Source organism: Gordonia hongkongensis (assembly GCF_023078355.1).
Taxonomy (GTDB): domain Bacteria; phylum Actinomycetota; class Actinomycetes; order Mycobacteriales; family Mycobacteriaceae; genus Gordonia; species Gordonia hongkongensis.
This window is the reverse complement of record NZ_CP095552.1, coordinates 3,846,047-3,870,588: the sequence shown is the minus strand read 5'-3', so window position 1 is coordinate 3,870,588 and position 24,542 is coordinate 3,846,047. Positions and strand designations below refer to the sequence as shown.

Here is a 24,542-nt window from a genome sequence, read left to right as displayed (position 1 = left end):
AGGCGCGAGCGTGTATCTGCGACGTTTCCGCCAAGATATATCCGTGATGGCCACCGCCTCCCGCTGCAGCGCGGGAATCCTGCTCTATCGCCGGACGACGTCGGCCGACGGTGCCGCTGCCGTCGAAGTTCTCCTGGTGTTCCCCGGGGGTCCGATCTGGGCGCGTAAACCGGACGCGGGGTCGTGGTCGGTGCCCAAGGGGCTCGTCGAACCGGGCGAGGACGAGTGGGCCGCCGCGCGACGTGAGTACGCCGAGGAGATCGGGAGCCCGGTGCCCGACGCCCCGCCGATCGAACTCGGCGAGGTCAGGTTGAAGAGTGGCAAGAGGGTGATCGGATTCGCCGTGGAAGGCGACCTCGACGTCGTGTCGGTCGTCAGCAACACCTTCGAGCTGATGTGGCCGCCGCGGTCGGGACGGATGCAGGCGTTCCCCGAGATCGACCGCGCCGAATGGTGTTCCGTCGATCTCGCGCGGAGCCGGCTCAACCCCGCTCAGGTTCCGTTCGTCGACCGTCTGCTCGAGTCGCTGGGGTCCGCGGACCCGGCGTCACCGAGGAGGTAGGTGCGCGTCAGGTCTCGCCACAGCGGGAGATGCGGGTCGGTCAGCGGGTCGCGCCGGTCGATGAGGTAGGTGGTCGCCGCGCCGCGCATGCTCGTCAGGAGCAGCGGGTAGAGGGCGGCGTATCGCGGTGACGCGGTCAGCTCGGGACCGAGGAACCCGGCGACCGCGCGCCGGACGGTCTGGCCGATCTCGCGTTCGGTGGGGAGCAATGCCGTCCGCAGATTGGCATTCGTCCGCGCCGCGACCCACAACTCCATCGACGCGACGAAGTACGGCTGGTGGAACGTCGACCAGCCGACATCGGTGGCCAGCGCGATGCGCTCGACCGGATCGGTCGGCCACTCGACGTGGCTGGGCAGTTCGGCGATGCGGGTGCGGGCGAGGTGTCCGACGGCCGCCATCAGCAGGACGTCCCGCGACGGGTAGTGGTGCAACAACCGGCCCCGGCTCACGCCCGCCTCGTTCTGGATGGCGACCGTACTCGCGGCGGCGTACCCGCGATCGACGAGGACTCGGATCGCGGCATCGAGAATGCGGGTCTGCGTGACCCCGCTGCGTTGCTGCCGCGCGCGCGGGGCGCCGGGAGAGGTGGTCACACGAGGATCGTAGTTCGGCGCGGCGCGGATGACCCGCGGCCTCACACGTCGAGGATGTGCGGGAGGCCCGCGCGGTAGCGATCGCGGTCGATCTGTTTCAGCGGCTCGAGCATCGGCAGCTCCCAGAGCGGGAAGACGGTCGCCGCGCGGGCGGGGCTGTCGGCCGCGGCGATGATCGCGTTGGTCACCCGACGGCCGGATTCGTTGGCGCCCTCCATCGTCGCGAGATCGATGTTGCTCCGGACATGGTCGCCGCCGATGAACAGATTCGGAATCGACGTGTAGGCGTTCGGCCGGTTCTTGTACGAGCCGGCGGTGTTGACCATGAGCGGTGTGGCGTTGGCGATGGACGGCGACCAGGTGATCCCGGGGTCGAGGGACCAGGTGACGATCTCCTCCGAACGCAGGAGCTTCCGGGCCCCCGAGTTCATCGCTCGGCTCATCTGGGCCCACACTTCCCGCGCGATCTCTTGCCGGGTGCACTGTTTGGCGGGTTTGCCGTAGAGGATGCCTGGCTTCTCCCACTCCGAGATGTCAATGGACAGACAATCTTTCACCCGGCCGTCACCGTAGGTGCGCGCGAAGTCGACGTTCCAGGGGCGGGCCTGGAACAGGCCGGTCAGAGCCCAGGGGGTACCCAGCGCGGCGATGTGGCTCGGCGGCATGTCGGCGCGCCGGGACAGGAAGTACTGGATGCCGACCATCCAGTCGTCCTTGAGAGCGTGGATACCGGCCAGCGACGGGTCGGCCGTGACCAACTCGGGCGACAACAACGGACGGAGGCGATCGATGGGCATCGCGGCGACATACCAATCGGCATCGACCGGAGCGCCGGAGGTGAGTTGCGCTCCACTGATCCGGCCGCGCGCCAGATTCAGTCGCGCCAGGCCGGTCCCCATCTCGAAGCGGACGCCGCGACCGCGGAGGTGGGCCACCCACGGGTCGATCCACGCATGGTTGGTGGGGCGGTTGAGGATTCGGTCGACGCCGCCGTGCACGAGCCCGGCGTCGTATCCGCTGATCAATCCGGTCGCCGACGTGGCCAGTGCCAGTCCGATCTGGCCGATGGTCCGTGCCGAGGCGGTGTCGGGTTTCGCGGCGACAAGCGCTCGCGTGAGGGCGCCTACGAGATATCGCTGATACGCCCGTGACTTGCCCTTGGACTTCACGAACTGCATCCAGGACTGATTCTCCCACTGGCCGATTCGACGTTCGGTGCAACTGGTCGCGATGATCAGCTCGCGGGTGACGAAGAACGCGAGTTCGGGAGGCGGCACATCGACGACGAACTTGAGTCCGGTCATGAACGCGTTGCGCAGGTTGTCCAGCGTCACGATCTCGTTCGCGTGCTGGACGAAACCCATGATCGATGCCGGAGCGGTGGTCGGGGCATACCCGGCGTCGTCGAAGGCGATGACCGCCGACTCGACGTCGATGAGGTGACGGTCACGAACGTTGCTGTTGCCGACGGGGATTCGCTCCATGGTGTCCGGCACGTGCTGGTAGCAACCCGGGAAGAACCGGAAACCGTGCTCGCCGGGGAGTGCGAGGCGACCACCCCGTGCGGTGCCGGGGACGTCGTGGCTGTAGGCCTTGCCGCCGAGGCGCGACGGCTCGTAGACCGTGACCCCGAAGCCGCGCTCGACGAGTTCGTGCGCGGCGGACAAGCCGGCCATCCCGCCGCCGAAGATCGCGACGTCGCGGCCGCGGCCGGCGCCGGAGCGGGGCACCGCCCGCGCCGAGGGGACCGTGACGCCCGGTAGGGCCACTGCGGTACCGGCCAGGACTGCGGCGGCAGCCGATCCGCGCAGCATGGACCGGCGCGGAAAGCTGTTCGGCGAGTTGCTGTTCGAAGTAAAAGTGGCGTCCGACATCCCCATGACCCCTTTGTCGACGACTGTCCGCGGCGATGGAGAACAGTCAGCGTTGACTAATCTGCTGTGATGTCTACCACAGCGTCAAAGTGGGTCGGACGGTTTTGGCGAATCGTCTCACGGGGTGCTCCGACGCGCCCCGCGGTTGCCTACGACGGTTCGCGGCCGGTGAGGGTGCGTTGGCGAAAGTACTCGTGCAAACCGTCGAAAACGCATCCGAGACCGACAGCGTGTGTTCGTCGTCGCCGATGAGGGAGAGGCCGCGCAACACGACATCGAGGCCCGGCGCTTCCGGAGCGTCGTAGCGGTCGTCTTCGATGTCGGCTTCGTGGATGATCTCTGCGATCGCCCACAAGACCGGGTCGCCCACCTCACGACGGCCTCGCCGGTTCGGTCTCGAGGAGTCGGTCGGCCAGTGTGCGAAGTGCTTGTCGGGCGGTCTCGCGCGACTCTGTCGGAAAGTGGTCCCGTCGGGTGATCTCACGGAACCTGCGACGTAGGACGCCGAGCTGTTTCGCGGGGTCGGCATGGTCTTCCGCCTGCTGCGCCTCGTCGACTATGTCCGCGTACTCGGCTTCGCGGGCCGACTGGAGTTCGGCGCGGATGCGTTCGAACTCGGCCGGGTTGGTGGGCGCGGCCGACCCGACCTCGTGGTTGCATCTGCTGGGAGCCGCACGACCGCGGCGACGTGGGCACGTTGGTGCGTGGTGGAAGGGGTGCGAGTGGTGATGTCGGAGAGATCCGGTCGACCCGGGAGTTCGGATGCGTCGAGACGTGCGGACGGTCCGCCGGAGACCGAAGGGACGGCGGCCGTCGAGTCGGGTGACCACGTCGACCCGACCGCGGGGGTCTCGCTGCGGACCGCGACCCGCGCGTGGTTCCTGATCTCGCTGCAGACCTTCGGGGGTCCCGCGGGTCAGATAGCGGTGATGCAGCGGGCACTGGTCGACGACCGGCGCTGGATCGGCCAGCGCCGGTTTCTCCATGCCCTCAACTACTGCATGCTGCTGCCCGGGCCCGAAGCCCAGCAATTGGCCATCTACGTGGGTTGGCTGCTCAACGGAACCGCCGGTGGGCTGATCGCGGGCATCCTGTTCGTCCTGCCCGGGGTGATCGCGATACTCGGGCTGTCGGCGATCTACGTCGCCTTCGGCGCGACGACCATCGTGGCGGCCCTGTTCGCCGGCATCGGCCCCGCGGTGCTCGCCATCGTCGCCCAGGCGGTCACGCGGGTGAGCAAACGGGCGCTCACCGGGCCGGTGCAGATCGCGATCGCGGTCGCCGCGTTCATCGCCCTGGCGGTCTTCGCCGTCCCGTTCCCGATCGTCATCGCCGTGGCCGGCGTCCTGGGCTGGCTGACCGGCCGCCGTGTCGTCGCCGCCCAGAAGGAGGTCGCCGACGACGGGCCCGCGCCGATCATCGCCGACGACGCGATCCACACGGCATCCCCGAGCTGGCGTCGCGCCGGGTTGGTGCTCGGTGTCGGTGCGCTGGCCTGGATCATCCCGATGGGCATCGTCGTGGCGACCACGGGGACGGGCAGTGTGTTCACCCAGCAGGGCACGTTCTTCACGTGGACCGCCCTCATCACCTTCGGCGGCGCCTACGCCGTCCTGGCCTACATCGCCCAGCAGGCGGTCGAGGTCTACGGCTGGGTCACGCCGGGTGAGATGGTCCGGGGACTCGGACTCGCCGAGACGACCCCGGCCCTCTCATCATGGTCGTCCAGTTCGTCGCGTTCCTCGGCGCCTATCGCGATCCGGGCGGTCTCGACCCCTGGGTCGCGGCGACCATCGGCGCACTCCTGACCACCTGGGTCACGTTCGTGCCGAGTTTCGTGTTCATCTTCCTCGGCGCGCCGTTCATCGAGAAGCTCCGCAACAACCGGCATCTGACGTCCGCGCTGAACGGCGTCACCGCCGCGGTGGTCGGCGTGATAGCCAATCTCGCAATGTACTTCGCACTGCACACGCTGTTCCGGGACACCACGGTCGTCACCGCCGGGCCGTTGCACCTCGCGGTCCCGCATCTCGACACCCTGCGTCCGTTGGCCGTGGTGATCACCGTGATCGCCTTCGTCCTGATCTATCCGCTCAAGCAGTCGGTGCTCCGGACCCTCGGCATCTGCGCGGTGCTCGGCCTGCTCGCCGCCGCCGTCGGCCTGCCCCTGACCTGAACGACCCTGACCTGAACGGGTGTCGTCAGGGCACGAGGAACGGGCGGATCCAGTCGGGCGAGACATCACGGGCGACGCCGGCCGCGGTCTCCTCGTCGACGTCGACGAGAGGGTAGTGCTCGGCGCCCGCCGCGGTGGCGAGGATGAGTGTGGTGACGCCCGCCCGGCGCTGGAAGAGCGACGTACGGCTGGCCCAGCCGATCACACCGTCCCGGTCGACGACGATGCGTTGCCGCGCGACGCTCGGCGGTGCGATGACCACCGAGCGAGAGGTCAGTCGATGCCCGAGGTGCCGGGCGCGGACGACACCGAGCGCGGTCGAGCCGAGAACGGCGACGACCCCCACCGCCAGCCATGGCGTCGGGAGGGCGTGCGTGAGTATCGCGACGCCGATGGCGACGAACACGACTGCGCCGGACAGGAATCCGCGGTTGATCCGACGTCGCCCGGCGGTGACGCCGTGTCCGACGAGCGGCGTGGTGAGCTCGGTGCGTTCGTCGGTGACCAGACCGGCGACCCGCATCGCCTCGTCGATCGGTGCCGGTGGGAGCAATAGCGGGTGCTTGGTGCTGCCGGTGGCGATCGCCTGCAGGCGAGCGCCTTTGAGTGGGCGCATGAGGACCGGCTCGGTGAGGTGACTGCCGCGGATGCGCCGTTCGTCGAAGCTGATCGCGTTGGTGGTCAGCAGTCCGCGTTCGGTGCGCAGGGTCCCGTCGGGGGAGCGGAGGAGCCGGAAGTTCCAGTAGTTCAGGACGTACCCCAGGACGGACAGGATTCCGCCGACGACGATCACGAGCAGACAGGCACCCAGCACGACGAGTCCGATCGCGGTCTCGCGGATGGAGTCGACGGCGTCGCGCGCGAATCCGATCCCCTCCGCGAAAACCCCGGCGTCGTTGGCGATCTGCGCGGCGAGGCCGGCGGCGCCCGCGGCCAGTGCGAGCCCGGCGACGGAGAAGGGGGAGTAGCGCAGCCACGAGGTCTGGAACCGTGCCAGGACCGTGGGGTCCTCGGCCGCCACCGGGGCGGTCGGGTCGTCGGGGTCGGTGCCGGCGGGCGCCGACGGTCCCCGCAGGGTGCGCGTGGCCATCAGATTGTCGTGCAGCGCCCGCGCCTCGTCGACGGTGAGTGCGGTGAGGACGACCGCCGACGACTCGTCGTCCCCTCCGGTGCCGATCTTGACCTTCTGCAGTTTCAGCACGCGGTGAACCGGGGACGCGGTGAGGTCGACGCTGCGGATGCGGTCCCGGCGCGCGGTCGCGACCTTGCGTGTGACGAGCCCGCTGCGCACCCGGACGTGCTCATCGGTGACCTGGTAGCGCGTGGTCAGCCAGGGCACCACCGTCACGAACGGCACCATGACCGCGGTGGCGATCAGGGTGAACAGCGGCGCGCCCGAGCCGGCGAAGACCAGCGCGATCACGACCGGGATCAGTGAGGGCAGGAGCTCGACGGGTTTGACGGCCATCATCCACGGCGACAACCGGTGCCAGTCGTCCGGCCCGTCGACGGCGAACGGCTCAGGTCGCGTCATCGGTGAAAGCCTGTGTGCGGATGGTCAGATCGGCGGCGGTCGTCCGTGCGACCTCCGCGTCGAGACCGGCGATGTGGATCGTCCCGGCCGACGACGCCGTGGTCACGGTGAGGGTCGCCAGCCCGAGGAACTGTTCGATCGGCCCGGCCTCGGTGTCGACCACCTGGATCCGGGCGATCGGGATGATCACGCGGTGCCGGACGAACCAGCCCGATTGCGAGTACACCGCGTCGTCACTGACCTCCCAGCGGTGAAAGCGGTAGCGCCACTGCGGAACAACCGCGACCCAGGCGACGGTCACGACGACCACCGCGACCGCGGCGAACACCGCGATCCATCGCGTCTGGTCGACGACGACGGCCACCACGACGGCGGCGACCACGCCCAGGACCCCGAGGACGAGCGGGCCGATGCGCCACAGGGTCTTGGCGCGTGGATCGACACTGTTGACCGGGTCACGCAGGGTCGGGTGCACCGGCACGGTCGGATCAGATGAGGGCTCCATTGCCGCCAGTCTAGGGGTGGATTCCCCGATGCTAGGTGACGGTGATGCCGCCGTCGACGGGCAGCGTCTGGCCGGTGACGTATCCGGCTGCGGCCGAGGACAACCAGATCGCGGTGGCGGCGAGTTCCTCGCCGTGTCCGGTCCGGCCGAGGAGTACCCGGGGCATCTGGGAGTCGAGATATCCCGGTTGGTAGGTGTCGGTCATCTCGCTCTCGAAGAACCCGGGGGCGATGGCGTTGACGCGAATGCCCTTGCGCGCGCCCCATTGCTGGGCCAGGTCGCGGGTGAGGCCGATGACGCCGGCCTTGCTCGCGGCGTACGCCGCCTGCGGCAGCCCGGCGGTGGTGATGCCGAGGATCGACGAGATGTTGATGATCGAGCTACCCGGTTGCATCACCCGCCCGCAGGCCTGGGCCATCCAGTAGGAGCCGTTCAGGTTGACGTCGATGACGCCGCGGAACTGTTCGGGGGTCTCGCGGGTCGCCGGGTACGCGGTCCCGACGCCGGCGTTGTTGATGAGCACGTCGACCTTGCCGAAGGTCTCCATCGCGGCGTCGACGACCCGCTGACACTGCTCGGGGTCGGCGACATCGGCGGGGACCACCAGCGCCTTGCGGCCGAGTTCCTCGACGGCGGCAGCGGTGTCGGCGAGCTTCTCCGCCCGGCGCGCGGCGAGTACGACATCCGCGCCCGCTTCGGCGAAACCGCGGGCGAACGAGACCCCCAGCCCGGACGAGGCGCCGGTCACGATGACCACCTTGCCGGTGGTGTCGAACAGATCCATCACGGACATCGTTGTCTCCCTTGAGTACTCAGCACGGTGACCGACGCGGGGCGCCGGTCGAGTCGGAATCGGTGTCAGAACCAGGACGGTTCGACGTCGAGGGTGGTGCGGTCGAGTGCGGTCAGCAGATCGAGCTGTGGGCCGGTCTTGGGTAGTTCATACCGGAAGAAATACTGTGCCGCAGCGCGTTTGCCGTCGTAGAAGTCACCGGTCCGGCCGTCGGCGGCGAGGAGTTGTTCGAGCCAGATCCAGGCGATCACGATGTGGCCGGCCGACTCCAGGTAGATCGTGGCGTTGGCCAGCGACAGCTTCGGGTCGCCCGCCGACCAGATGTGCGCGGTCACCTTCACCAGCCGGTCCACCACCGCGTGCAGCGTGTCGGCAAGGGTGTCGAGTCCGTCGACAGTCCGTGCGCGGGCGACGGTGGCCTCGATCGTCTCGGCCAGCGCGGCGAGACCGGCCCCGCCCTGCATGATCACCTTGCGCCCGAGCAGGTCCAGGCCGTGGATGCCGTGGGCGCCTTCGTGGATCGGGTTGAGCCGGTTGTCCCGGTAGTACTGCTCGACGTCGAATTCGCGGGTGTAACCGTATCCGCCGTGGACCTGGATCGCGAGGCTGTTCGCCTCGAGACACCACTGGGAGGGCCAGCTCTTCGCGATCGGGGTGAGTACCTCGAGCAACAGGTTCAGCCGGTCGCGTTCGGCGGGGTCGGTCGTGGTGGCCGCCTCGTCGACGAGGGTGCTGCAATACAACCCGAACGCGAGAGCGCCTTCGACGTAGGACTTCTGGGCGAGCAGCATCCGACGCACGTCGGCGTGTTCGATGATCGGGACCGGTTTGGTCGACGGATCCTTGTGGTCGACGGGTCGGCCCTGCGTACGCACCTTCGCGTAGTCGAGGGAGGCCCGGTACCCGGCGTAACCCAGTGCGGTGGCGAGGAATCCGACGCCGATGCGCGCTTCGTTCATCATGTGGAACATGTAGGACAGGCCGCGGTGTTCGTCGCCGACGAGGTAGCCGACAGCGCCGGGAGCGGAGCGAGCGGGCTGATCGTCCACAGCGCCGGGAGCGGAGCGGGCGGGCTGATCGTCCACAGCGCCGGGAGCCGTCTGGGTGGAGTCGACGGGGAAGGTGCCGTCGCCGAAGTTGAGCAGGGTGTTGGTGGTGGCGCGGTTGCCCATCTTGTGGTTGAGGCCGACGAGCGCGACGTCGTTGCGTGTTCCGTCGGCGAGGTATTTGGGCACGATGAACAGCGAGATGCCCTTGACGCCGGGGCCGCCGCCGGGGATCTTCGCCAGGACGAGATGGACGATGTTCTCGGTGAGTTCGTGGTCTCCGCCCGAGATCCACATCTTGGTGCCGGTGATGCGGTAGGAGCCGTCGCCGGCGGGTTCGGCCTTGGTGGTGATGTCGGCCAGCGACGAGCCGGCCTGTGGCTCGGACAGGCACATCGTGCCGGAGAAGCGGCCTTCGACGAGGGGACGGACCCAGGTGTCGCGCTGCTCGGGGGTGGCGTACTCGGCCAGCAGGTTCGCGTTGCCGACGGTGAGGAAGTTGTACGACGACATCGCGGCGTTGGCGGCCTGGAACCACACGGCGGAGGCCTGGCGGATGACGGTGGGCAGTTGCATGCCGCCGAGTTCGTCGTCGAAGGAGGCCGAGATGAGACCGGCCTTGCGGTACTCGGTGAGGCCGGCGACGATCTCGTCGGGCAGGACGACCTTGCCGTCGTCGCCGATGTAGGGCTCGTTGGCGTCGCCGATCTTGTTGGCGGGTGCGAAGCACTTCATCGCGATGTCGGCGCTGAGTTCGAGCACGGCGTCGAAGGTCTCCCGCGAGTGTGCCGAGAAGCGCTCCCGCGAGGTCAGCGCCTCGACATCGAGCCATTCGTAGAGCAGGAACTCGAGGTCCCGCCGGGACATGGGTGTGGTCATCGCACTTCCTCGTCGGTCAGGTGGGCGGACGCTGGTACGCGGATGTCCGTCGCCCGTCCATCATGCCCCGGCACGCCGCGGCCGCGTGCGAGACCCCGGCCCGTTCGTCACACGGTGCGGCAGGGCGTACGTCTCACTATGAGACGACGACGAACCCGCCCGGTGCGATGCGCGCACTGGGCGGGTACGGGGGAGGAGCTGCTAGAGCTCGGTGTCGGGGGTGGCGAACGACCCGGACGGAAGCAGCGGATCGTTGAGACGCTGGGCGTACTGGTCGAAGTAGATTCGCGCGATCAGCTCGCGCCGGCTGCGGACGCCGGCCTTGTCGAAGATCGATTTGAGGTGGTCCTGCACGGTGTAGGCGGAAACGTGCAGGGCGGTGGCGATGTCCTTGGTGGCCACGCTCTGCAGCACCATCTGGGTGACGTCGCGTTCACGGGCCGTGAGCCCGAACGCCTCGACGACCAGCGGGATGATCTCGGGCGGGCGGGCCTCCTCGATGGTCACCACGACCTCGCCGACCCGGCCGTCGGCCGACGACAGCGGAGACGCGTGGATGACGAGCCACATGCCCGACGCCCCGCGCACCCGGAGGCGCGGCGGGACGGAGGACTCACCCGAGCCGTAACGGCGTGCGGCTCCGATCAGGCCGTAGATCGGGTTCATCACCGCCGCGCCGTTCGGACCGGACGCGAGGTCGGCGATGCGCTCCTGGCTGCCTGCGCTCATCTGCACGATCTCGTTGCTGCGGTCGATGATCAGCACCGCCGGGCCGTGGCCGGTCGGCGGTGGCGGACTCGGCGCGTCGACGGCGGCCGGGGCGGCGGCACTCGCCCCGCCGGCGACCACACTGCTCAGCAACCCCACGCGCACGCCGTAGGCGAGAGTGCGCGACAGCGAACCCAGGAAGTCGATCTCGTCGGCGTCGAAGGGCCGGCATCCGGCCCCGCTGCGGAACATCGCGATCCCGGCCCACGCCCGGTCCCCGTCACGCAGCACCAAGCGGGCCTCGTCGTGGAAGCAGTATTCGGGAATCATCAACTGCGACATCCGATTGGACCGTTCGGTGGCGCCCCGGTTGAGGAGGTTGAGTCCGACCGCATCGCGTTTGGCGGCCACCATCTCGCGGTAGGCCGTCGGCTCGACCTGCCCGTATTCGAGGAGACCCCAGTCCGGGTCCCGGTGATCCTCGCCGAGCAGTGATCCGTACTTGCGGGCGCTGGTGAGCAGGACGGTGTTGGGATCGAAGGTGCCGATGCAGACCGCGTCGACGGGCACCGCGCGGCTCAGGGAGGCGACGGTCTCGGCGAAGAAGTCGTCGAGACCGAGGCCGGCGTGGGCCACGACCTCGATGTCGCGGCGCACACGCTCGGCGGTCAGACTCGATGTCATTCGACAATTGTGGGCATGAGCTGCACGGATGTCTATCCCACAATAGTGGGGTCCCCCGGACGGAGGACACCGGCCGGATCGTGGCGTCGTCGGATGGTCTCGAGGCGCGTCCGCTGGTCGGTCGACCACAGCGCGTCGCGTTCGGTTGCCGTCCGCCCGGAGAAGTTGAGCAGCGCTCCACAGGAGTGGGCGGCCACCGCGTCGGTGACGGCCGCGAGATGCTCACCGACCTGTTCGCCCAGCGGGCCGGCGGGTACGCCGATGGCGAGGACGGAGAACGCGCCATCGCGTCCCACGACGGCGTTGGGTACGCGCTGCGGCGACCGCAACCGGCCACCCAGGAGACGGACCTCGACGATGGCCAGCGGGCTCGCGACCTGCGGCCCGGCTACCGCGAGCAGGGCATCCACGGCAGATGCCGGAAAATCGGCGAGTACGCAGCCGCGTTCGGCGCTCGGCATCGGCCCGGGCGGGTCCATATGTACCGCGTCGAGCGCAGCCGTCGGGAGGACGTCGATGTTCTCCAGGAGGATCGGACCCGCCGACCGCATCGGTGCGAGCAACGCGGCGGCGGTGGCCGGGTCCCCGGTGTGGGTGTAGCGGACGTGCACGGCGAGCTGACCCTGCAGGGGCGGGGGCAGGTTGGGGTCCGGCGGGAGGCGGAGGATCGCCACCGAGGTCCCGGCCTCCTCGGGCAGGGAGGGCGCCCATTCGCGCCAGGCGTGCAGGACGTCGGCGGCCGCCGAGCCGGCGAAGAAGATCCCGCCGCCATAGACCGTGGGCAGATCGAAGAGCTCGAACTCGAGCGCGGTGACGATGCCGAAGCCGTCCCGTCCGCCGAGCAGTGCCCAGAACAGGTCCGAACCCGCGGATGCGTCGACCGTGCGGACGAGACCATCGGCGGTGACGAGTTCGATCGACCGGACATGATCGGCGGCATAACCGAACTGACGACCCAACGGACTCAGCCCGCCGCCGAGTGTGTACCCGACGACACCCACCGACGACGACGAGCCGACGAGCCCGGTGAGGCCGTGCGGAGCGGTCGCGGCGACCACATCGCGCCACCGCGCACCGGCTTCGACGCGCGCGGTCCTGGTCACCGGATCGACACTCACCCCCGCCATCCGGGACGTGGTGACGACGACCGTGCCGCGCCCCTCGATCGGCGATCCGTGCCCGGTCGCCCGCGCACCGACCCGCATCCCGTTCGAGCGCGCATATCGCACGGCGGCGGCGACGTCGGCAGCGTTCGTCGCCCCGACGACCACGTCAGCGGCGGGTATCGCCGCGAGGTTGAAGCCGGTCAGTTCGGCGGTGTAGCCCTCGTCGGCCGGGGTCAGAACGGGACCGCTGACCGCGGAGAGCAGGGCGTCGAAGTCGGTGAAGTCGATGGGTTCGGAGGTGATGGACACGATGCTTCCTTCGTAATGATCTGGGGATGAACGGGTTCGAGCGTCGGTGCTGCTGTGGTGGGCCGCCGGACTCGGCAGCTCCATGGGACTCAGAGTGGCCGACGCCCTTTTGTTCCCGCCATCCCTCGAACGCGGGAAATGCTCGTGCCAGAGTTCTGGGTTCGTGTGCGTCCCAGAAGTCTGGGGGGCGTCAGTCGACCCGACCCCCGCTGGTTGAGCCGGCACCGAGCGGAGCCGCCGGGCCGAGCAAGCGACGAAGGAGCGCGTCGAGGTCGAGGCGCCGAGTCGAAGCCACTTGGTGACCCGACGCCGCTGCACAACCCCTGCGGACCCAGCCCCACACGCCCGGCGGGTTGCGGATGCGCCCCGGGGGAGCGAGTTCGCGGGATCTTCAGTCCACTTCAGACTCGCAACTTTTCACCCAGAATCCGTAACAGATGTGACTGAAGTTCACCTCTGTCAACGATTCACGCACAATCAACGCGAATCGACGCACACTCGACGAAAAACGCTGCACAGTCGACAGTTTCGAGATTTCTGAGCCTGTGGAAACTCCTCGTAGTCGAACGAATGTTCCGGTACCTTGGAGTCATGCCAGAGCTCACCACGCTCCTCGATCAACTCATCGAGACCACCCCACCCACCGACGACCCGACGGGCAGAGCAACATTCGACGCCCTCGACACGTGGCGCCTGATCCGCAACCTTGCCGATCATCAGATCGTCGCGCACGCAGCGCAACTCGACGAACTCGGTGTCGCACAGGAGGCCGGTAGCACCACCAAGAAACTGCTGATCGAGTCAGGCCACGCACCGGCCGCCGCGCACCGCACCATGCGAAGCGTCGATGCGTTGCCGGGGTTGCCTGCGCTGTCTCGTCATGCCGCTGACGGGCGGCTGTCCGGCGAGGTCGTCGATGCCATCGTCCGCGGCATGAACGAGATCGAAAAACGGTGTGGTGACGCTCTTTCCGAGGGAGAACGCTCCCGGTATGAGATCGAACTCATCGCCCAAGCACTATCCGGTGCTACGCCGACCGAAGTGCTCAAGCATGCTCACGCCATCAGCAACGCCCTCGCCGACGCCTCTGACGCCGGAACCCCAGCGTCGGACGATGCACGCTTGAACTCGGTGAACGCGCACACCACCGACGACGGCCGCGTCGAAGTCCGCGCCGACCTCACCCAGGTCGTGGGTGAGAAGTTCCTGGCTATGATCGACGAACGGTCCTGCCCACGGCCCGAACCCGACGGCGCCGAGGACCGTCGCACCGCCGAGCAACGCCGCGCCGACGCCTTCGAACTGATCCTCGACCAAGCCGCGATCGGCGCGAGCATCGACACCGTCGGAAGCCCACGCACCCAGTTGATGCTGACGATCCCCGCGACCGGAGACCTGGCGACGCTGCCGTGGACCGGATCGGTCAGCCAAGTGACGGCGAAACAGGTCTCCTGCGACGGATCCCTGACCGAGATCATCCTCGACCGTGAGGGCGTGCCGCTGCAGATGGGCCACACCCACCGCTTGTATCCGGCACACCTCCGCAGAGCAATCATCGTCCGCGACACCTGCTGCATCAAATGTGGTGCGCCGCCGTCTCATACGCAGGTGCATCACATCAAGTCGTGGGCAGACGGCGGCGCCACCGACCTCGACAACGGCTGCCTGCTCTGCCAACGCTGCCACACCCAGGTCCACCACCATGGCTGGGACATCGTGATGGGATTCGACCGTCATCCCTGGCTCGTCCCACCCGCGATCATCGACCCGCAACGTCGACCACTACCCGCTTACAACCGACGCACCATGCGACTCGACGACGCCGCCTGACCGGCCCTCCGTCACACTTTCGCGTAGCACCTTCTGCACCCGGACCGTACCCGGGACCGCGTCCGTCCCTTGACAACTCCACAGTGCTGCCCCTCCGTACTCCGTTACCGCAGCGGATCACCGTCGCGGGAACGGGGTGTCGGACGAACACGCAACGCCCCCGTTCGGCAGCAATCGCGCCCTCGAGCCACACTCCGCGGAACTTTCGGGGCGTGCCCTGGCTGAGTCCGTCGTCGACCACCGATGAGGGAGCACTGCGACGGGCCGGGGCGCGGTTGAACCGCTCGACCGCGACGGTCGAGCAGCGGGCGCCCGCCACCATGGATGGGGTGAGACCGGTACGACAGATCAGCCAGTGCCCCCGCCGATCGCCTACATCTACACCCTCGCGTTCATCGGTGGGGATCTCGGAGTGCAACGGACTGGAGTGCACCGGACAGGAGTGGTCGACGACGGCATGGTCGTCGGCGGCGTTGTGAGGTAGCGATCTCTGCGTAATGCCGTTACCGGGTCGGTGCTTTCGCGATCTCACCGGGCAGAGCAACTGGGTACTGCTCGGCGTTGCCTGATGACGAACGCGCCGTAGGTCAGTCCGCCAACGCTCGGTACGTCGCCGCCTCGAAGTCGCGGTACCCGTCGATCGATGCGGGGTCGACGAAGGGGAAGATCTGGGTGGCCCAGAAGCCGCCGATCCGGGTGTGGGGATCGATCCAGTAGTAGAGGTTGGCCAGCCCGGCCCACGACTGCGAACCCGCCTTGCGGCCGGTGGGGGTGTCGGTGTCGTTCACCATGAACGGATACGACCAGGATTTCGGTGTCCCCGGATCGAATTCGACATCGTGGCTCAGCGGCGGGATCACTCCGGGCAGCCGTCGCACCGCGAGATCGCCGATCTGGTTGCGCAACGCCGTGGTGACGGTCTCCGGGCGCAGGATCTGTTGACCGCGGTCGGAGCGGCCTTCGCGCAACCACATTCGCAGGAAGGTCAGATAGTCGGGGACGGTGGACCAGAGGCCCTGCCCGCCCATGTCGATCTCGGGATCGGCAGGCTGTTCCCAGCGGTGGTTGGGGACGAGCTCGCCCCGCTTGCGCATGTGCAGGACCGCTCGCCGACGCCGGGCGCCGTCGGACAGCGCAAATCCGGTGTCGGACATGCCGAGTGGGTCGAGGACCCGCTCGTCCATCACCTCGCGGAGACGGCGTCCGGTGACGGCCTCGATGACCTGGCCGGCCCAGTCCACCCCGGAGCCGTACTCCCACTCCGTGCCGGGATCGAACAGCAGCGGGGTTCGCAACGAGGCCCTCGTGGCCGTGGCGACGGCGGGCACACCGTGGTCCGCGGTCAGTCGACGGTAGGTCTCGTTGAAGAAGTCGTAACCGAAACCGGCGGTGTGCGTGAGCAATTGGTGGGTCGTGACATCGGAGGCGGGTGGCCGCAGGCGCGGCCGCCCGTCGTCGTCGAAGCCCTCGATCACCTGCAGCTCGCCGAGCGCCGGGACGTAAGTGCGGGCCGGTGCGTGCAGGTCCAAGGCGCCCTCCTCGACGAGCTGCAACGCGACCGTCGCGGTCACCGCCTTCGTCGCCGAGAACAGAGCGAAGACGGAGTCGACGGTCATCGGCTGCTCGTCGTCGAGCGCACGCACCCCCGCGGCACCGAGGAAGACCGTCTCCTCGTCGGTCGTGACGCCCGCGACCACCCCCGGCACCCGCGGCGCGCCCTCGGTCCGGGCGGTCAGGATCGGGGTCACCTCCTTGGCGAGGCGTTCGGATCGGACTGGTCCCGCAGAGGTCATGGAATGGTCTCTCCTCATCGAAGTGGAACGTGACCGGCCCCGACGAACGTCCGGAGTCGGTCGATGGCGAGGGTGAGGTCGTCGGTGGATGCGGCGTAGGACAGACGGACGTACCGGTCCGCGCCCGCGACCCCGAAGTCGTGGCCCGGGGTCAGGGCGACATGGGCTTCGGCGAGCGCCCGGTCGCAGAACTCGGCCGACGTCAGGCCCGTGGAGCCGACGTCGAGGTAGACGTAGAACGCGCCGTCGGGGATGACCGGCACGTCGAGTCCGATGTCCGCGAGCCCGTCCACGACGAGTTGCCGGCGTCGCGCGAACTCACGACGGTTCTGTTCGGCCACCGCCAGGGAATCCGGCGTGAAGCAGGCCAGCGCCGCGTATTGCGACGGCGTGGGCGGGCACACGTAGAAGTTCTGCGCCAGCCGCTCCAGCACCCCCACGAGTTCCGCGGGCACGATGCACCATCCCAGCCGCCAACCCGTCATCCCGAAGTACTTGGAGAAGCTGTTGATCACGACCGTCTCCGCGACGCCCGGCGAGTCGGCGGCCAGGATGCTGCGCGGCGGCCGACCGTCCGGTCCGGGGTCGGACAGCCCGAGGTAGATCTCGTCGACGATCGACCAGCCGTCCCGGGCCGCCGCGCTCGCACATGGTCACGAGTTCCTCATACGGCATCGAGGTGCCGGTCGGGTTCGACGGGGTCGCCACGATGACGCCGCGGGTCGCGTCCGTCCACGCGTCGTCGACTTCGGCGGCGGTGAGCTGGAACCGGTTGGCGGGGCTGGTCGGCAGGAGCCGGACCTGTGCGCCGAAGGCGTGCGCGAACTGGCGGTTGCACGGATAGGACGGGTCGCCGATGAGGACCTCGTCGCCCGGGTCGATCAACGCCGCGCAGGCCATCAGGAGGGCCGCCGACGCGCCGGCGGTGACCGCCACCCGCGCGGGATCCACCGACGCCCCGAAATGGTGGCCGTAGAAGTCTGCGATCGCCTCGCGCAACTCCGGGAGGCCGAGGGCACCGGTGTAGGCGAGGGGACGGCCGGTCGCCTCGCGGGCGGCGGCGAGGACCGCCGGCGGTGCCCCGAAATCGGGTTCGCCGATGTTCAGCTTGACGACGGAATGACCAGCCGCCTCGAGTTCGGCGGCGCGCTTCGCGAACTCCATCGCCTGGAACGGGGCGATCCCTTCGGCACGTCGGGAGATCCTCATGGGTGACATTGTGCGCGTCGGGATATCTGGCACCCGACCCCACCTCTCCGGCGGCGACGCGCACCGGCAGGCAGGATGTGGGGGTGCCCATTCCCGAATTCATCCGCGATCTGCGTGCCCAGGTCGGTACCCGCGAACTCTGGTTGTCCGGCGTCAGCGTCGTCGTCTGCGACGACGCCGGGCGGGTGCTCCTCACGCGCCGCGTCGACAACGGACAGTGGGCCGTCGTGTCCGGCGTCCTCGAACCGGGAGAGGAGCCGGCGCGGGCGGCCCTGCGCGAGGTCCGCGAAGAAACCGATGTCAGCGCCGAAATCATCCGACTGACCAGCATCGACGTCACGCCGCTGATCACCTACCCGAACGGCGACCGGACCCGCTATCTCGACGTCTGCTTCCTCGCGCGCCACGTCGACGGCGATCCCCGGGCCGCCGACGACGAGAACTCCGACGTCGCGTGGTTCGCGCCCGACGCATTGCCGTCCGACCTGACCGACACGTCGGCACTGCGGATCGAGAAGGCGCTGGCCGGCAACGCCGAGGCGTGGTTCCGACGGTAGGGGTTCCAGCGGTAGGGGGTCCCTCAGGGAAGTCCCTGAAGTTCGCCCCAGAAGTGCCGCCGAGCATCGCTTTCCGGCTTCGGCGGGCGCAGACTGGGCTCATGACCACATCGACGAACAACACCACCGGCATGACCTTCTGGAAGGTTCTGGGCATCATCGCGGTCGCGCTGATCGCACTGGCCATCCTCGGCCCGCTACTCGAGGGACTCTTCTGGATCGCCCTCGTCGCACTCGCCCTCTACGGCGGCTACATGCTGTTCCGTTCGAACAAGAAGAACACGCCCCCGACCACCTACTGACCGGGCATCACCCGCCGAACAGCATCCAGAGCCCGAGGAACGTGTAGAAGACCATCAGCACCATCATGGTGAGCTGCCCGGTCAGCTGGTGCCGGCGGGGCAGGAGACGCAACGATGCGTCGTGCGCCGCGGCCACCCCCAACAGATGGCCGCCGAGTACGAACGCCACCTTCAGGGTCACCGTGACCGTCGGGTGGTCACTCATCACGTACACCGGATGAGCATCGCTGAGCCACAGCACATTCCATCCCCTCCCCAGCGGATCGCCGAGCGCGAGGACGGCTTCTTGTCCCTGTTCGACGAGTGACTGCAGGTAGTGGGCGAGGATGTAACCGATCACGATCGGGACCAGCGAGTGCGCCATCAGGCCGGGGAGGCGGCGCCGAAGGTCGGGTTGCACACCGCCGACCGCGCGGGCGGCCGTCCAGAAGGTCACCACGACGACGCCGATGAACACCAACAGGCCGGCGGTCGAGTACACGGTGGCGGCCGCCCGGCTGTCACCGGCACCGTCGGCGACGAGGTCCTGCCAGAACGCGATCGCCGAAAAGCTGTCGAAAGCGGTGGAGCCGAGCAGGATCGCGAGAACGGTGACGGTACCCGGGAGCACCGGGAGCGTGGGCAGCGAGTTCATCGGACTGCGGAGGATCACCCGGCCGGCGCTGTTGCGCGCGAACGGGGACAGGCGCGAGGCCACGGTGCTGTACACCGCGAACGGGTCGGCGTCCACGGTCCACCGCAACCCGAAGACCACGCCACCGACGAGGGTGATGACCAGGTAGCAGAGAAGCCAGATCCGCACCGACGCCACCGAACTCGGGTCGGGCGACGCCAATTCGAGCCAGACGAAAGCGAACAGGCCCAACGCCGCGGGCCACCAGCCCAGCCGACGCGGATACTCCCGCAGGCCGACGACCCGCGGGCCGCCGACACCTCGGGCGGCCCGCAGCAGGGTGCGGACCGGGGACAGCAGTCGCCACACCGGTCCGAGGAGTACCGACAGCACGGTCATGCCGACCCAGAGCAGCACATAGAACGCGCCCGGTAGGGGGTTCTCGTCGTCGGGGCCGACGGCGGCCACGATCAGCCATGCGGTGAGAACCACTGCGGCGCCGCTGATCACGTCGCGCACCCAACGGTTGTCGACGGTCGCCGTCACCCATGCCGGGAGTTCTCGGCCGGCGTCCGGCCGACCGAATCGTGGTGTGCGCCAAGCGAACGCGATGACCGCGAACGAGATGGTAAGCGCCCAGGCGCCGCCGATCAACACCGCGGTCAGCGGGACGGGCAGGTACTCCGAACCACCCAGTCCGTGGGCGAGCAGAACGTCAGTCGGCCTCGCGGGCGGGGTCATCGGCCTCGTCTCTGGTCGGGGGAGCGGTGGAATCGGGGTCGCCGCCTGCCGGCTCGGCGGCAGTGCGGCCGGCCTCGCCCGGGCGGCCTGCGACGTCGTCCGCGTCGTCCTCGTCGTCCCCGCGTCGACGGTCGATGATCGCGATCGCGACGATGACGCCCACCACCAGGAACGCGGGGATCACGGCCGGCAGCGCCAGCACCAGCGGGTGCGTCGCCAGGTGGTGAACGCCGGGGTCGGCAGCGAGAGCGATCACGGCTGCGGCTGGAGTTCGGGCTCCCGCGCGCCCGATGTCGCCTCCCGGGCGTTCACCCGGCCGGCTCCCCACGACAGCGCCGCGATGAGCAGCAGCGAACACACGAGCACCACCAGGGAGGCGGCGCCGAACAGCCACGACGGGTAGTCGAACGTCCGCTCGCGCTGCAGGATCGATATCTCCGCGACGAACGGTTTCGTCGACGTCAGCTGAGCCGGCTCGCCCTCCGCGCCGATCGCCGGGTCGGCCGGCAGATACACCGGCACGCCCGCCATCGTGGTGCCGTCCTGTACGCGCAGGATGGTCTTCCATGATCCCGACACCGGCATCGGTTCGGTGGACCGGAAGTGGTTGGGGCCGACGCGCTCCAGCCGGTCGATGACGATGCCGCGGTCATTGTCGATCCCGCCCTGCCACGACATCAGCGTGACCCACTCGGGGTCGTCGCTGAGCGCGTCGGCCGGGTCGAGGAAGACCTCGGCCGTCACGTTCTCGTCGGCAGCCTCGTTCGGCCCGGCCGGGGTGAGGACGACGCGCGCCGTGACATCCGCGGGGACCGAGACCCGCAGGCCGTTGGCGACGGCCCCGCCGATCACCAGGACGGAGAGCACGACCGCGGTGATGCTGACCCAACGGGTCGGGAGCCGCTCGCCGACGCTGACGAGACCCAGCAGCCCGCCGCACACACCGGCCGCGATGCCCACGGGGATCGCCATCGCCAACGCCTCACCCCACATGCCGGTGACCCACGGGAACGGGTAGGCCGCGGCGATCCACCAGGACTCGATCCAGAGACCGAGGGTCGCGACTCCGAGCCCGGCCACCGCGCCGAAGAGCACGCGGCGCTTGAGCAGCGGGGTCAGCGCGAGCAGTTCGATGACCACGGCCGCGCCCAGGTAGAGCGGGAAGACGTTGATCGGCGCGCCCAGCGCCGGCCCGACGACGACCGCGACGACACCACGCAGCAGGATCGCGAAGACGGCCGCGACGAGCGCGGCGCCCGGCCCGAGACAGATCCGCGCGGCGACGAGGGCGAACGCCCCGGCCCCGGCGATCATCATCGGCTGCAGCACGAGCCGGAACTGCTCGACGCCGAAGTCGTACTCGATCTGGAACACCGACATGCCGATCACGAGCCCGCCGAAGGCCAGGCAGCGCACGAGCCACTGGCTTCGGCCGTCGTCCGGGGCGTCGGGACCCATCGCGGCCCGGCCCTCACGATCGAGGATCACGACGGCGATGAGCGACAGGCCCGCGCCGCCGATGAGCATCAGGTGGGTCGGGCCCCAGAGGGTGACGTCCTGGCCGAAGATCCGATGCCAGACGTCGTCGAGCGGGAACCCCAGCAGTGCGTAGAAACCGCAGCCTGCCAACAGGATTCCGCCCACCGGTGCGTACCAGTGACGCGTGATCCGGATCGCCGAGCGGCCGGGCTTGTCGAAGGGGAGGAACACCGACAGCATGCCGGAGATGAACAGCAGGAACAGGCCTACCAGGATGAAGTAGTGCGCCGGGTTCGCCAGCGGCCCCTCGTCGCGACCGTCGCCGATGTGCAGGCTCACGTCCCAGAGGAAGCCGAACAGCGCGCAGATGATCGTGCTGGTGAACAGGAAGATCGGCAGCGCCGCCCACGGTGGGCGGTTCACCCGGCGCGCGGCCCATTCGGACAGCGTGGTCAGCCACGTGATCTTGCGCGTGCGATGCAGATAACCGATCCAGAGCAGTCCGACCGACACGACGGCCGCCACCGCCGACATCAGGAAGACCTGGTCGAGTGCCGCTCCACCACCCTCGGCGGCGAGATGGACGCGCGTGACATCGCTTGTTGACATGGTCGAAGTATGCACAACCGCACCCGGGTCCCGGGAGTGCATTGGGCAAAACGGCGATCACGCGCGGTGAACGGCCCGCTCAGCTCATCCGACGGGGACGCACGACGACGTCGTGCAGATCTCCTCCGGCAGCTCGATCCCCGGGAGTCCGGGGATGTCGGGCAGGCCCGGGATGCTCGGCAATCCGGGCGCCGCCGGGGTCTCCGATTCCGGGGCCGGTGCCGTTGCCGCTCCGCCCGGCACGGTTACCCGCAGCGGTGCGGCGACCGTCGGGGTCGTCCCTGTCACCGGCGGGTTGGTGCCCCAGAACTCTTCGGCTGCTCCGGTGCCCGGTGGCAGCGTGATCGTGGTGCATCCCCAGTAGATGTCGTACGTGCCGTCCGGGATCGTCGTCGTCCCACTGGGTGTCGGCGGCGTGCCCTGAGAGATCCGCAGCGGCAACGACTTCGACGAGCCGGGGGAGATGAGCGCACCGAGCTCCTCCGGTGTCTGGTATCCGAAGACGACATTGGTCGGGGCTCCGCCGGCCGGGACGCCGACGATCTCGCAGCCGATGCGCTTCGCGGCGTTGTTCGTCACCGTCAGGGTGACGGTGTTGCCGGACACCGAGGGTGTCGCGGTCACATCGCTCGGCGCGGCGGTGGCGACGGGCGCGAGGGCGGCTCCGAACGCCGCTGCGGCGCACACCGCCAGGCCGACGGTGGCCGTCCGGACTCGGTTGCTCATACGGGTGTCCTTCCACATGGGTTTTCAGTACCGACCAGGAAAAAGCAAGTCGCACGGTCGTCGAAAATATGCGGGATTTCGCATCCCGTTCGATTCTCGTCAACGATTGTCAAGTCGTTCTCACCTGACTCTGAATCACACGACCGAATCGACAGAAATATCCGGTCAATGCTCGACTCGGTCATTCTTACAGATATGGGTAATGCCCGCAGAATGAGGGTGGAAAAGACATTCGGCGTCGGATTCGCAGGTTCGAGAGGCCGGGCGGCCGTCGCGGCGCCACCGAACACCCGGTGGCCTACGCGTCGGCTCGGTAATCTACTCGCGACGCAGGACGCCCGAACAGCAGGGCGACCGAACAGACCGGGGACGCCATGCCGACGGTGATCGTGACCATCAGTCTCAAGGGCGGGGTCGGGAAAACCACGCTCACGGGAGGCCTCGCCGACTTCCTCGCCGGCGTCTTCGGCAAGAAGGTGCTGCTCGTCGACCTGGACGCCCAGACCAACCTGACGACGATGATGATCGGGCAGGAACACTGGCTGACGTGCAACGCCCGGCGGCACACCGTCGCGACACTCTTCACCGACCTGCTCGACGGTACGGAATCGTTCGACCTCGAGGGCAGCGTGCAGCGCGATGTCTCGACCGTGGCCGGGCTCACCGGGATCGACCTGCTGCCGTCGTCCCTGGACCTCATCGAACTGGCCGAGGAGCTCAGTGCTCACCGGGTTGCTGCGGACGACCATCTGGCGGCCGTCGAGGTACTGACGAACGCGTTGGCCCCGATCGCCGGGCAATACGACTACATCCTCGTCGACTGCCCGCCCAACGTCGGACCGTTCAGCCTCAACGGGCTGGCGATGGCCGCCGCATATCTGATCCCGACCATCCCGGATGTCCTGTCCACATATGCGATTCCGCACATCCAGCGTCAGGTCGCCGATTTCGGCACCGAATTGGGGCGGGAAATCGTCGAATTGGGGGTCGTGATCACCAAGTACCGGGCGGCGTCGACGCTCCATCAGGACACGGTGCGGCGACTGAGACGGGACACCTCGATCCAGAACGTCCTGCCGACCTACCTGCACGAGGGCAACGCGATCGGTGTCGCCGCCGACTTCGCAACCTGGCCGAGCCTGCATGCGAAGTACGGCTACCACGGCCACTACGAACAGTTCCGCGATCTGACCCGCGCCGTGATGGTCGAGGCCGACGCCGAACTCGCTCGGGCCGAACTCGCTCGGGCCGAACTCTCGGGGGCGGTTCCGAGTTCCCGCGGCCCATTCGATCGACCGACGCCGAACCGCAGCTCAGGCGTCTAAGTTCGTCTCAGCCGCCGACCGGTGGCGCCTCGTTCGACTCCTCAGGAGCTCCCATCATGCGCAAAGTGCACATCACCTCGGTTCTCGGCGCCGCAGCACTGGCCGTCGCCCTCACGGCGTGCGGTTCCGATGACTCGGCGTCGGGTGGCACCGACGCGGAGGCCACCGTGACCGTCGACGGTCAGGAACTGGAACTGGCGGACAAGACGGTCGGGTGCACCGACGCCGCGGGCAAGGTGACCATCGGGATCGGATCGGGTGGGGGCTCGGGTATCGGCGTCGTCCTGACGTCGGGTGACTCGCCCGAGGTGGAGTCCGTGGGGCTGGGCTCGCTCGACGGTGTGGTGCTGGCCTATCAGAAGGGTGCCGGCGGCGGCAGCGGCGAGGTCACCAAGGACGGGGACACCTACACGGTCACCGGTGACGCATCCGGGATCGATCCCGCCAATCCGACCGAGCCCGTGACCAAGTCCTACGAGATCAAGGTGACCTGCCCCTGATCCCGTTTCCCCGCTTGGTCTCGGTCCGGTGACCGGTCCGGTCTCGATGTGTACACATTTTCCGCGGACACTGTTTGACGCTCTGT

Annotated in this window: 22 protein-coding genes and 1 pseudogene; 8 read left to right on the top strand and 15 right to left on the bottom strand. The window is 68.5% G+C overall.

Annotated elements, in window-relative coordinates:
* Positions 1-46 precede the first annotated feature (46 nt).
* The gene (locus MVF96_RS17665) at positions 47-562 is read left to right on the top strand and encodes an NUDIX hydrolase (RefSeq protein WP_418930397.1); all 516 of its coding nucleotides are present in this window, start codon (positions 47-49) and stop codon (positions 560-562) included.
* Here MVF96_RS17665 and MVF96_RS17660 read toward each other — a convergent pair.
* The 3 genes from MVF96_RS17660 to MVF96_RS17650 form a co-directional block, all read right to left on the bottom strand.
* The gene (locus tag MVF96_RS17660; protein ID WP_247449883.1) at positions 493-1,158 is read right to left on the bottom strand and encodes a TetR/AcrR family transcriptional regulator; all 666 of its coding nucleotides are present in this window, start codon (positions 1,156-1,158) and stop codon (positions 493-495) included. The two genes, MVF96_RS17665 and MVF96_RS17660, sit on opposite strands and share 70 nt — an antisense overlap.
* 41 nt (positions 1,159-1,199) lie before the next feature.
* Positions 1,200-3,032, bottom strand: coding sequence for a hydroxysqualene dehydroxylase (locus MVF96_RS17655; protein ID WP_247452131.1), 1,833 nt, complete (start codon positions 3,030-3,032; stop codon positions 1,200-1,202).
* A 73-nt stretch (positions 3,033-3,105) separates the two neighbouring features.
* Positions 3,106-3,561, bottom strand: a complete 456-nt coding sequence (locus MVF96_RS17650; protein WP_247449881.1) for a chromate resistance protein ChrB domain-containing protein — start codon at positions 3,559-3,561, stop codon at positions 3,106-3,108.
* On the opposite strand from MVF96_RS17650, the gene MVF96_RS17645 reads away from it, so the two are divergent.
* Complete coding sequence (locus MVF96_RS17645; RefSeq protein ID WP_247449879.1) at positions 3,560-4,840, top strand: chromate transporter; 1,281 nt, start codon at positions 3,560-3,562, stop codon at positions 4,838-4,840. The two genes, MVF96_RS17650 and MVF96_RS17645, sit on opposite strands and share 2 nt — an antisense overlap.
* Positions 4,750-5,208, top strand: coding sequence for a chromate transporter (locus MVF96_RS24770; protein WP_247449876.1), 459 nt, complete (start codon positions 4,750-4,752; stop codon positions 5,206-5,208). The genes MVF96_RS17645 and MVF96_RS24770 overlap by 91 nt, the downstream gene beginning before the upstream one ends.
* Positions 5,209-5,233: 25 nt before the next feature.
* Here MVF96_RS24770 and MVF96_RS17635 read toward each other — a convergent pair whose 3' ends face one another.
* From MVF96_RS17635 to MVF96_RS17610, 6 genes are all read right to left on the bottom strand, one after another.
* Positions 5,234-6,742: a PH domain-containing protein gene (locus tag MVF96_RS17635; RefSeq protein WP_247449874.1), complete on the bottom strand. Its 1,509-nt coding sequence runs from the start codon at positions 6,740-6,742 to the stop codon at positions 5,234-5,236.
* Positions 6,729-7,247, bottom strand: a complete 519-nt coding sequence (locus tag MVF96_RS17630; RefSeq protein WP_247449872.1) for a PH domain-containing protein — start codon at positions 7,245-7,247, stop codon at positions 6,729-6,731. Before MVF96_RS17630 ends, MVF96_RS17635 begins: the two co-directional genes overlap by 14 nt.
* 31 nt (positions 7,248-7,278) lie before the next feature.
* Positions 7,279-8,040: an SDR family NAD(P)-dependent oxidoreductase gene (locus MVF96_RS17625; protein WP_065631863.1), complete on the bottom strand. Its 762-nt coding sequence runs from the start codon at positions 8,038-8,040 to the stop codon at positions 7,279-7,281.
* Positions 8,041-8,105: 65 nt separating this feature from the next.
* Positions 8,106-9,965, bottom strand: a complete 1,860-nt coding sequence (locus MVF96_RS17620; RefSeq protein WP_247449868.1) for an acyl-CoA dehydrogenase — start codon at positions 9,963-9,965, stop codon at positions 8,106-8,108.
* A gap of 201 nt (positions 9,966-10,166) precedes the next feature.
* The gene (locus MVF96_RS17615) at positions 10,167-11,357 is read right to left on the bottom strand and encodes a helix-turn-helix transcriptional regulator (RefSeq protein WP_068970089.1); all 1,191 of its coding nucleotides are present in this window, start codon (positions 11,355-11,357) and stop codon (positions 10,167-10,169) included.
* A gap of 32 nt (positions 11,358-11,389) precedes the next feature.
* Positions 11,390-12,772, bottom strand: a complete 1,383-nt coding sequence (locus tag MVF96_RS17610; protein ID WP_068970093.1) for an FAD-binding oxidoreductase — start codon at positions 12,770-12,772, stop codon at positions 11,390-11,392.
* 570 nt (positions 12,773-13,342) lie between these two features.
* Here MVF96_RS17610 and MVF96_RS17605 point away from each other — a divergent pair.
* A complete protein-coding gene (locus tag MVF96_RS17605; RefSeq protein WP_137810408.1) occupies positions 13,343-14,602 on the top strand; it encodes an HNH endonuclease in 1,260 nt (419 codons plus the stop codon).
* Between the two features lie 587 nt (positions 14,603-15,189).
* Here the strand turns inward: MVF96_RS17605 and acmB are convergent.
* Positions 15,190-16,395, bottom strand: a complete 1,206-nt coding sequence (gene acmB, locus MVF96_RS17600) for a methyl acetate hydrolase AcmB (protein WP_137810409.1) — start codon at positions 16,393-16,395, stop codon at positions 15,190-15,192.
* 14 nt (positions 16,396-16,409) lie between these two features.
* Positions 16,410-17,604 (bottom strand): annotated as a pseudogene (locus tag MVF96_RS17595) (pyridoxal phosphate-dependent aminotransferase).
* Between the two features lie 83 nt (positions 17,605-17,687).
* On the opposite strand from MVF96_RS17595, the gene MVF96_RS17590 reads away from it, so the two are divergent.
* Together MVF96_RS17590 and MVF96_RS17585 are read left to right on the top strand one after the other, a co-directional pair.
* On the top strand, positions 17,688-18,161 hold the full coding sequence (locus MVF96_RS17590) for an NUDIX hydrolase (RefSeq protein WP_058251917.1): 474 nt from the start codon (positions 17,688-17,690) through the stop codon (positions 18,159-18,161).
* Positions 18,162-18,262: 101 nt separating this feature from the next.
* Positions 18,263-18,463: a hypothetical protein gene (locus MVF96_RS17585; RefSeq protein ID WP_137810411.1), complete on the top strand. Its 201-nt coding sequence runs from the start codon at positions 18,263-18,265 to the stop codon at positions 18,461-18,463.
* Positions 18,464-18,470: 7 nt separating this feature from the next.
* Here MVF96_RS17585 and MVF96_RS17580 read toward each other — a convergent pair whose 3' ends face one another.
* From MVF96_RS17580 to MVF96_RS17565, 4 genes are all read right to left on the bottom strand, one after another.
* Positions 18,471-19,817 (bottom strand): hypothetical protein, encoded by a 1,347-nt coding sequence (locus MVF96_RS17580; protein WP_058251915.1) that lies wholly within the window; start codon positions 19,815-19,817, stop codon positions 18,471-18,473.
* Positions 19,792-20,073, bottom strand: a complete 282-nt coding sequence (locus tag MVF96_RS17575; RefSeq protein ID WP_058251914.1) for a hypothetical protein — start codon at positions 20,071-20,073, stop codon at positions 19,792-19,794. Before MVF96_RS17575 ends, MVF96_RS17580 begins: the two co-directional genes overlap by 26 nt.
* Complete coding sequence (locus tag MVF96_RS17570) at positions 20,070-21,905, bottom strand: hypothetical protein (RefSeq protein ID WP_065631870.1); 1,836 nt, start codon at positions 21,903-21,905, stop codon at positions 20,070-20,072. Before MVF96_RS17570 ends, MVF96_RS17575 begins: the two co-directional genes overlap by 4 nt.
* A gap of 84 nt (positions 21,906-21,989) precedes the next feature.
* Positions 21,990-22,631 carry a hypothetical protein gene (locus tag MVF96_RS17565; RefSeq protein WP_159371284.1) on the bottom strand — a complete coding sequence of 214 codons (642 nt, stop codon included), beginning with the start codon at positions 22,629-22,631 and terminating at the stop codon, positions 21,990-21,992.
* Positions 22,632-23,005: 374 nt separating this feature from the next.
* Here MVF96_RS17565 and MVF96_RS17560 point away from each other — a divergent pair, with 374 nt between their 5' ends.
* The gene (locus tag MVF96_RS17560) at positions 23,006-23,956 is read left to right on the top strand and encodes a ParA family protein (protein WP_247449866.1); all 951 of its coding nucleotides are present in this window, start codon (positions 23,006-23,008) and stop codon (positions 23,954-23,956) included.
* A 56-nt stretch (positions 23,957-24,012) separates the two neighbouring features.
* Positions 24,013-24,456, top strand: coding sequence for a lipoprotein LpqH (locus MVF96_RS17555; RefSeq protein ID WP_058251911.1), 444 nt, complete (start codon positions 24,013-24,015; stop codon positions 24,454-24,456).
* Positions 24,457-24,542: the final 86 nt, after the last annotated feature.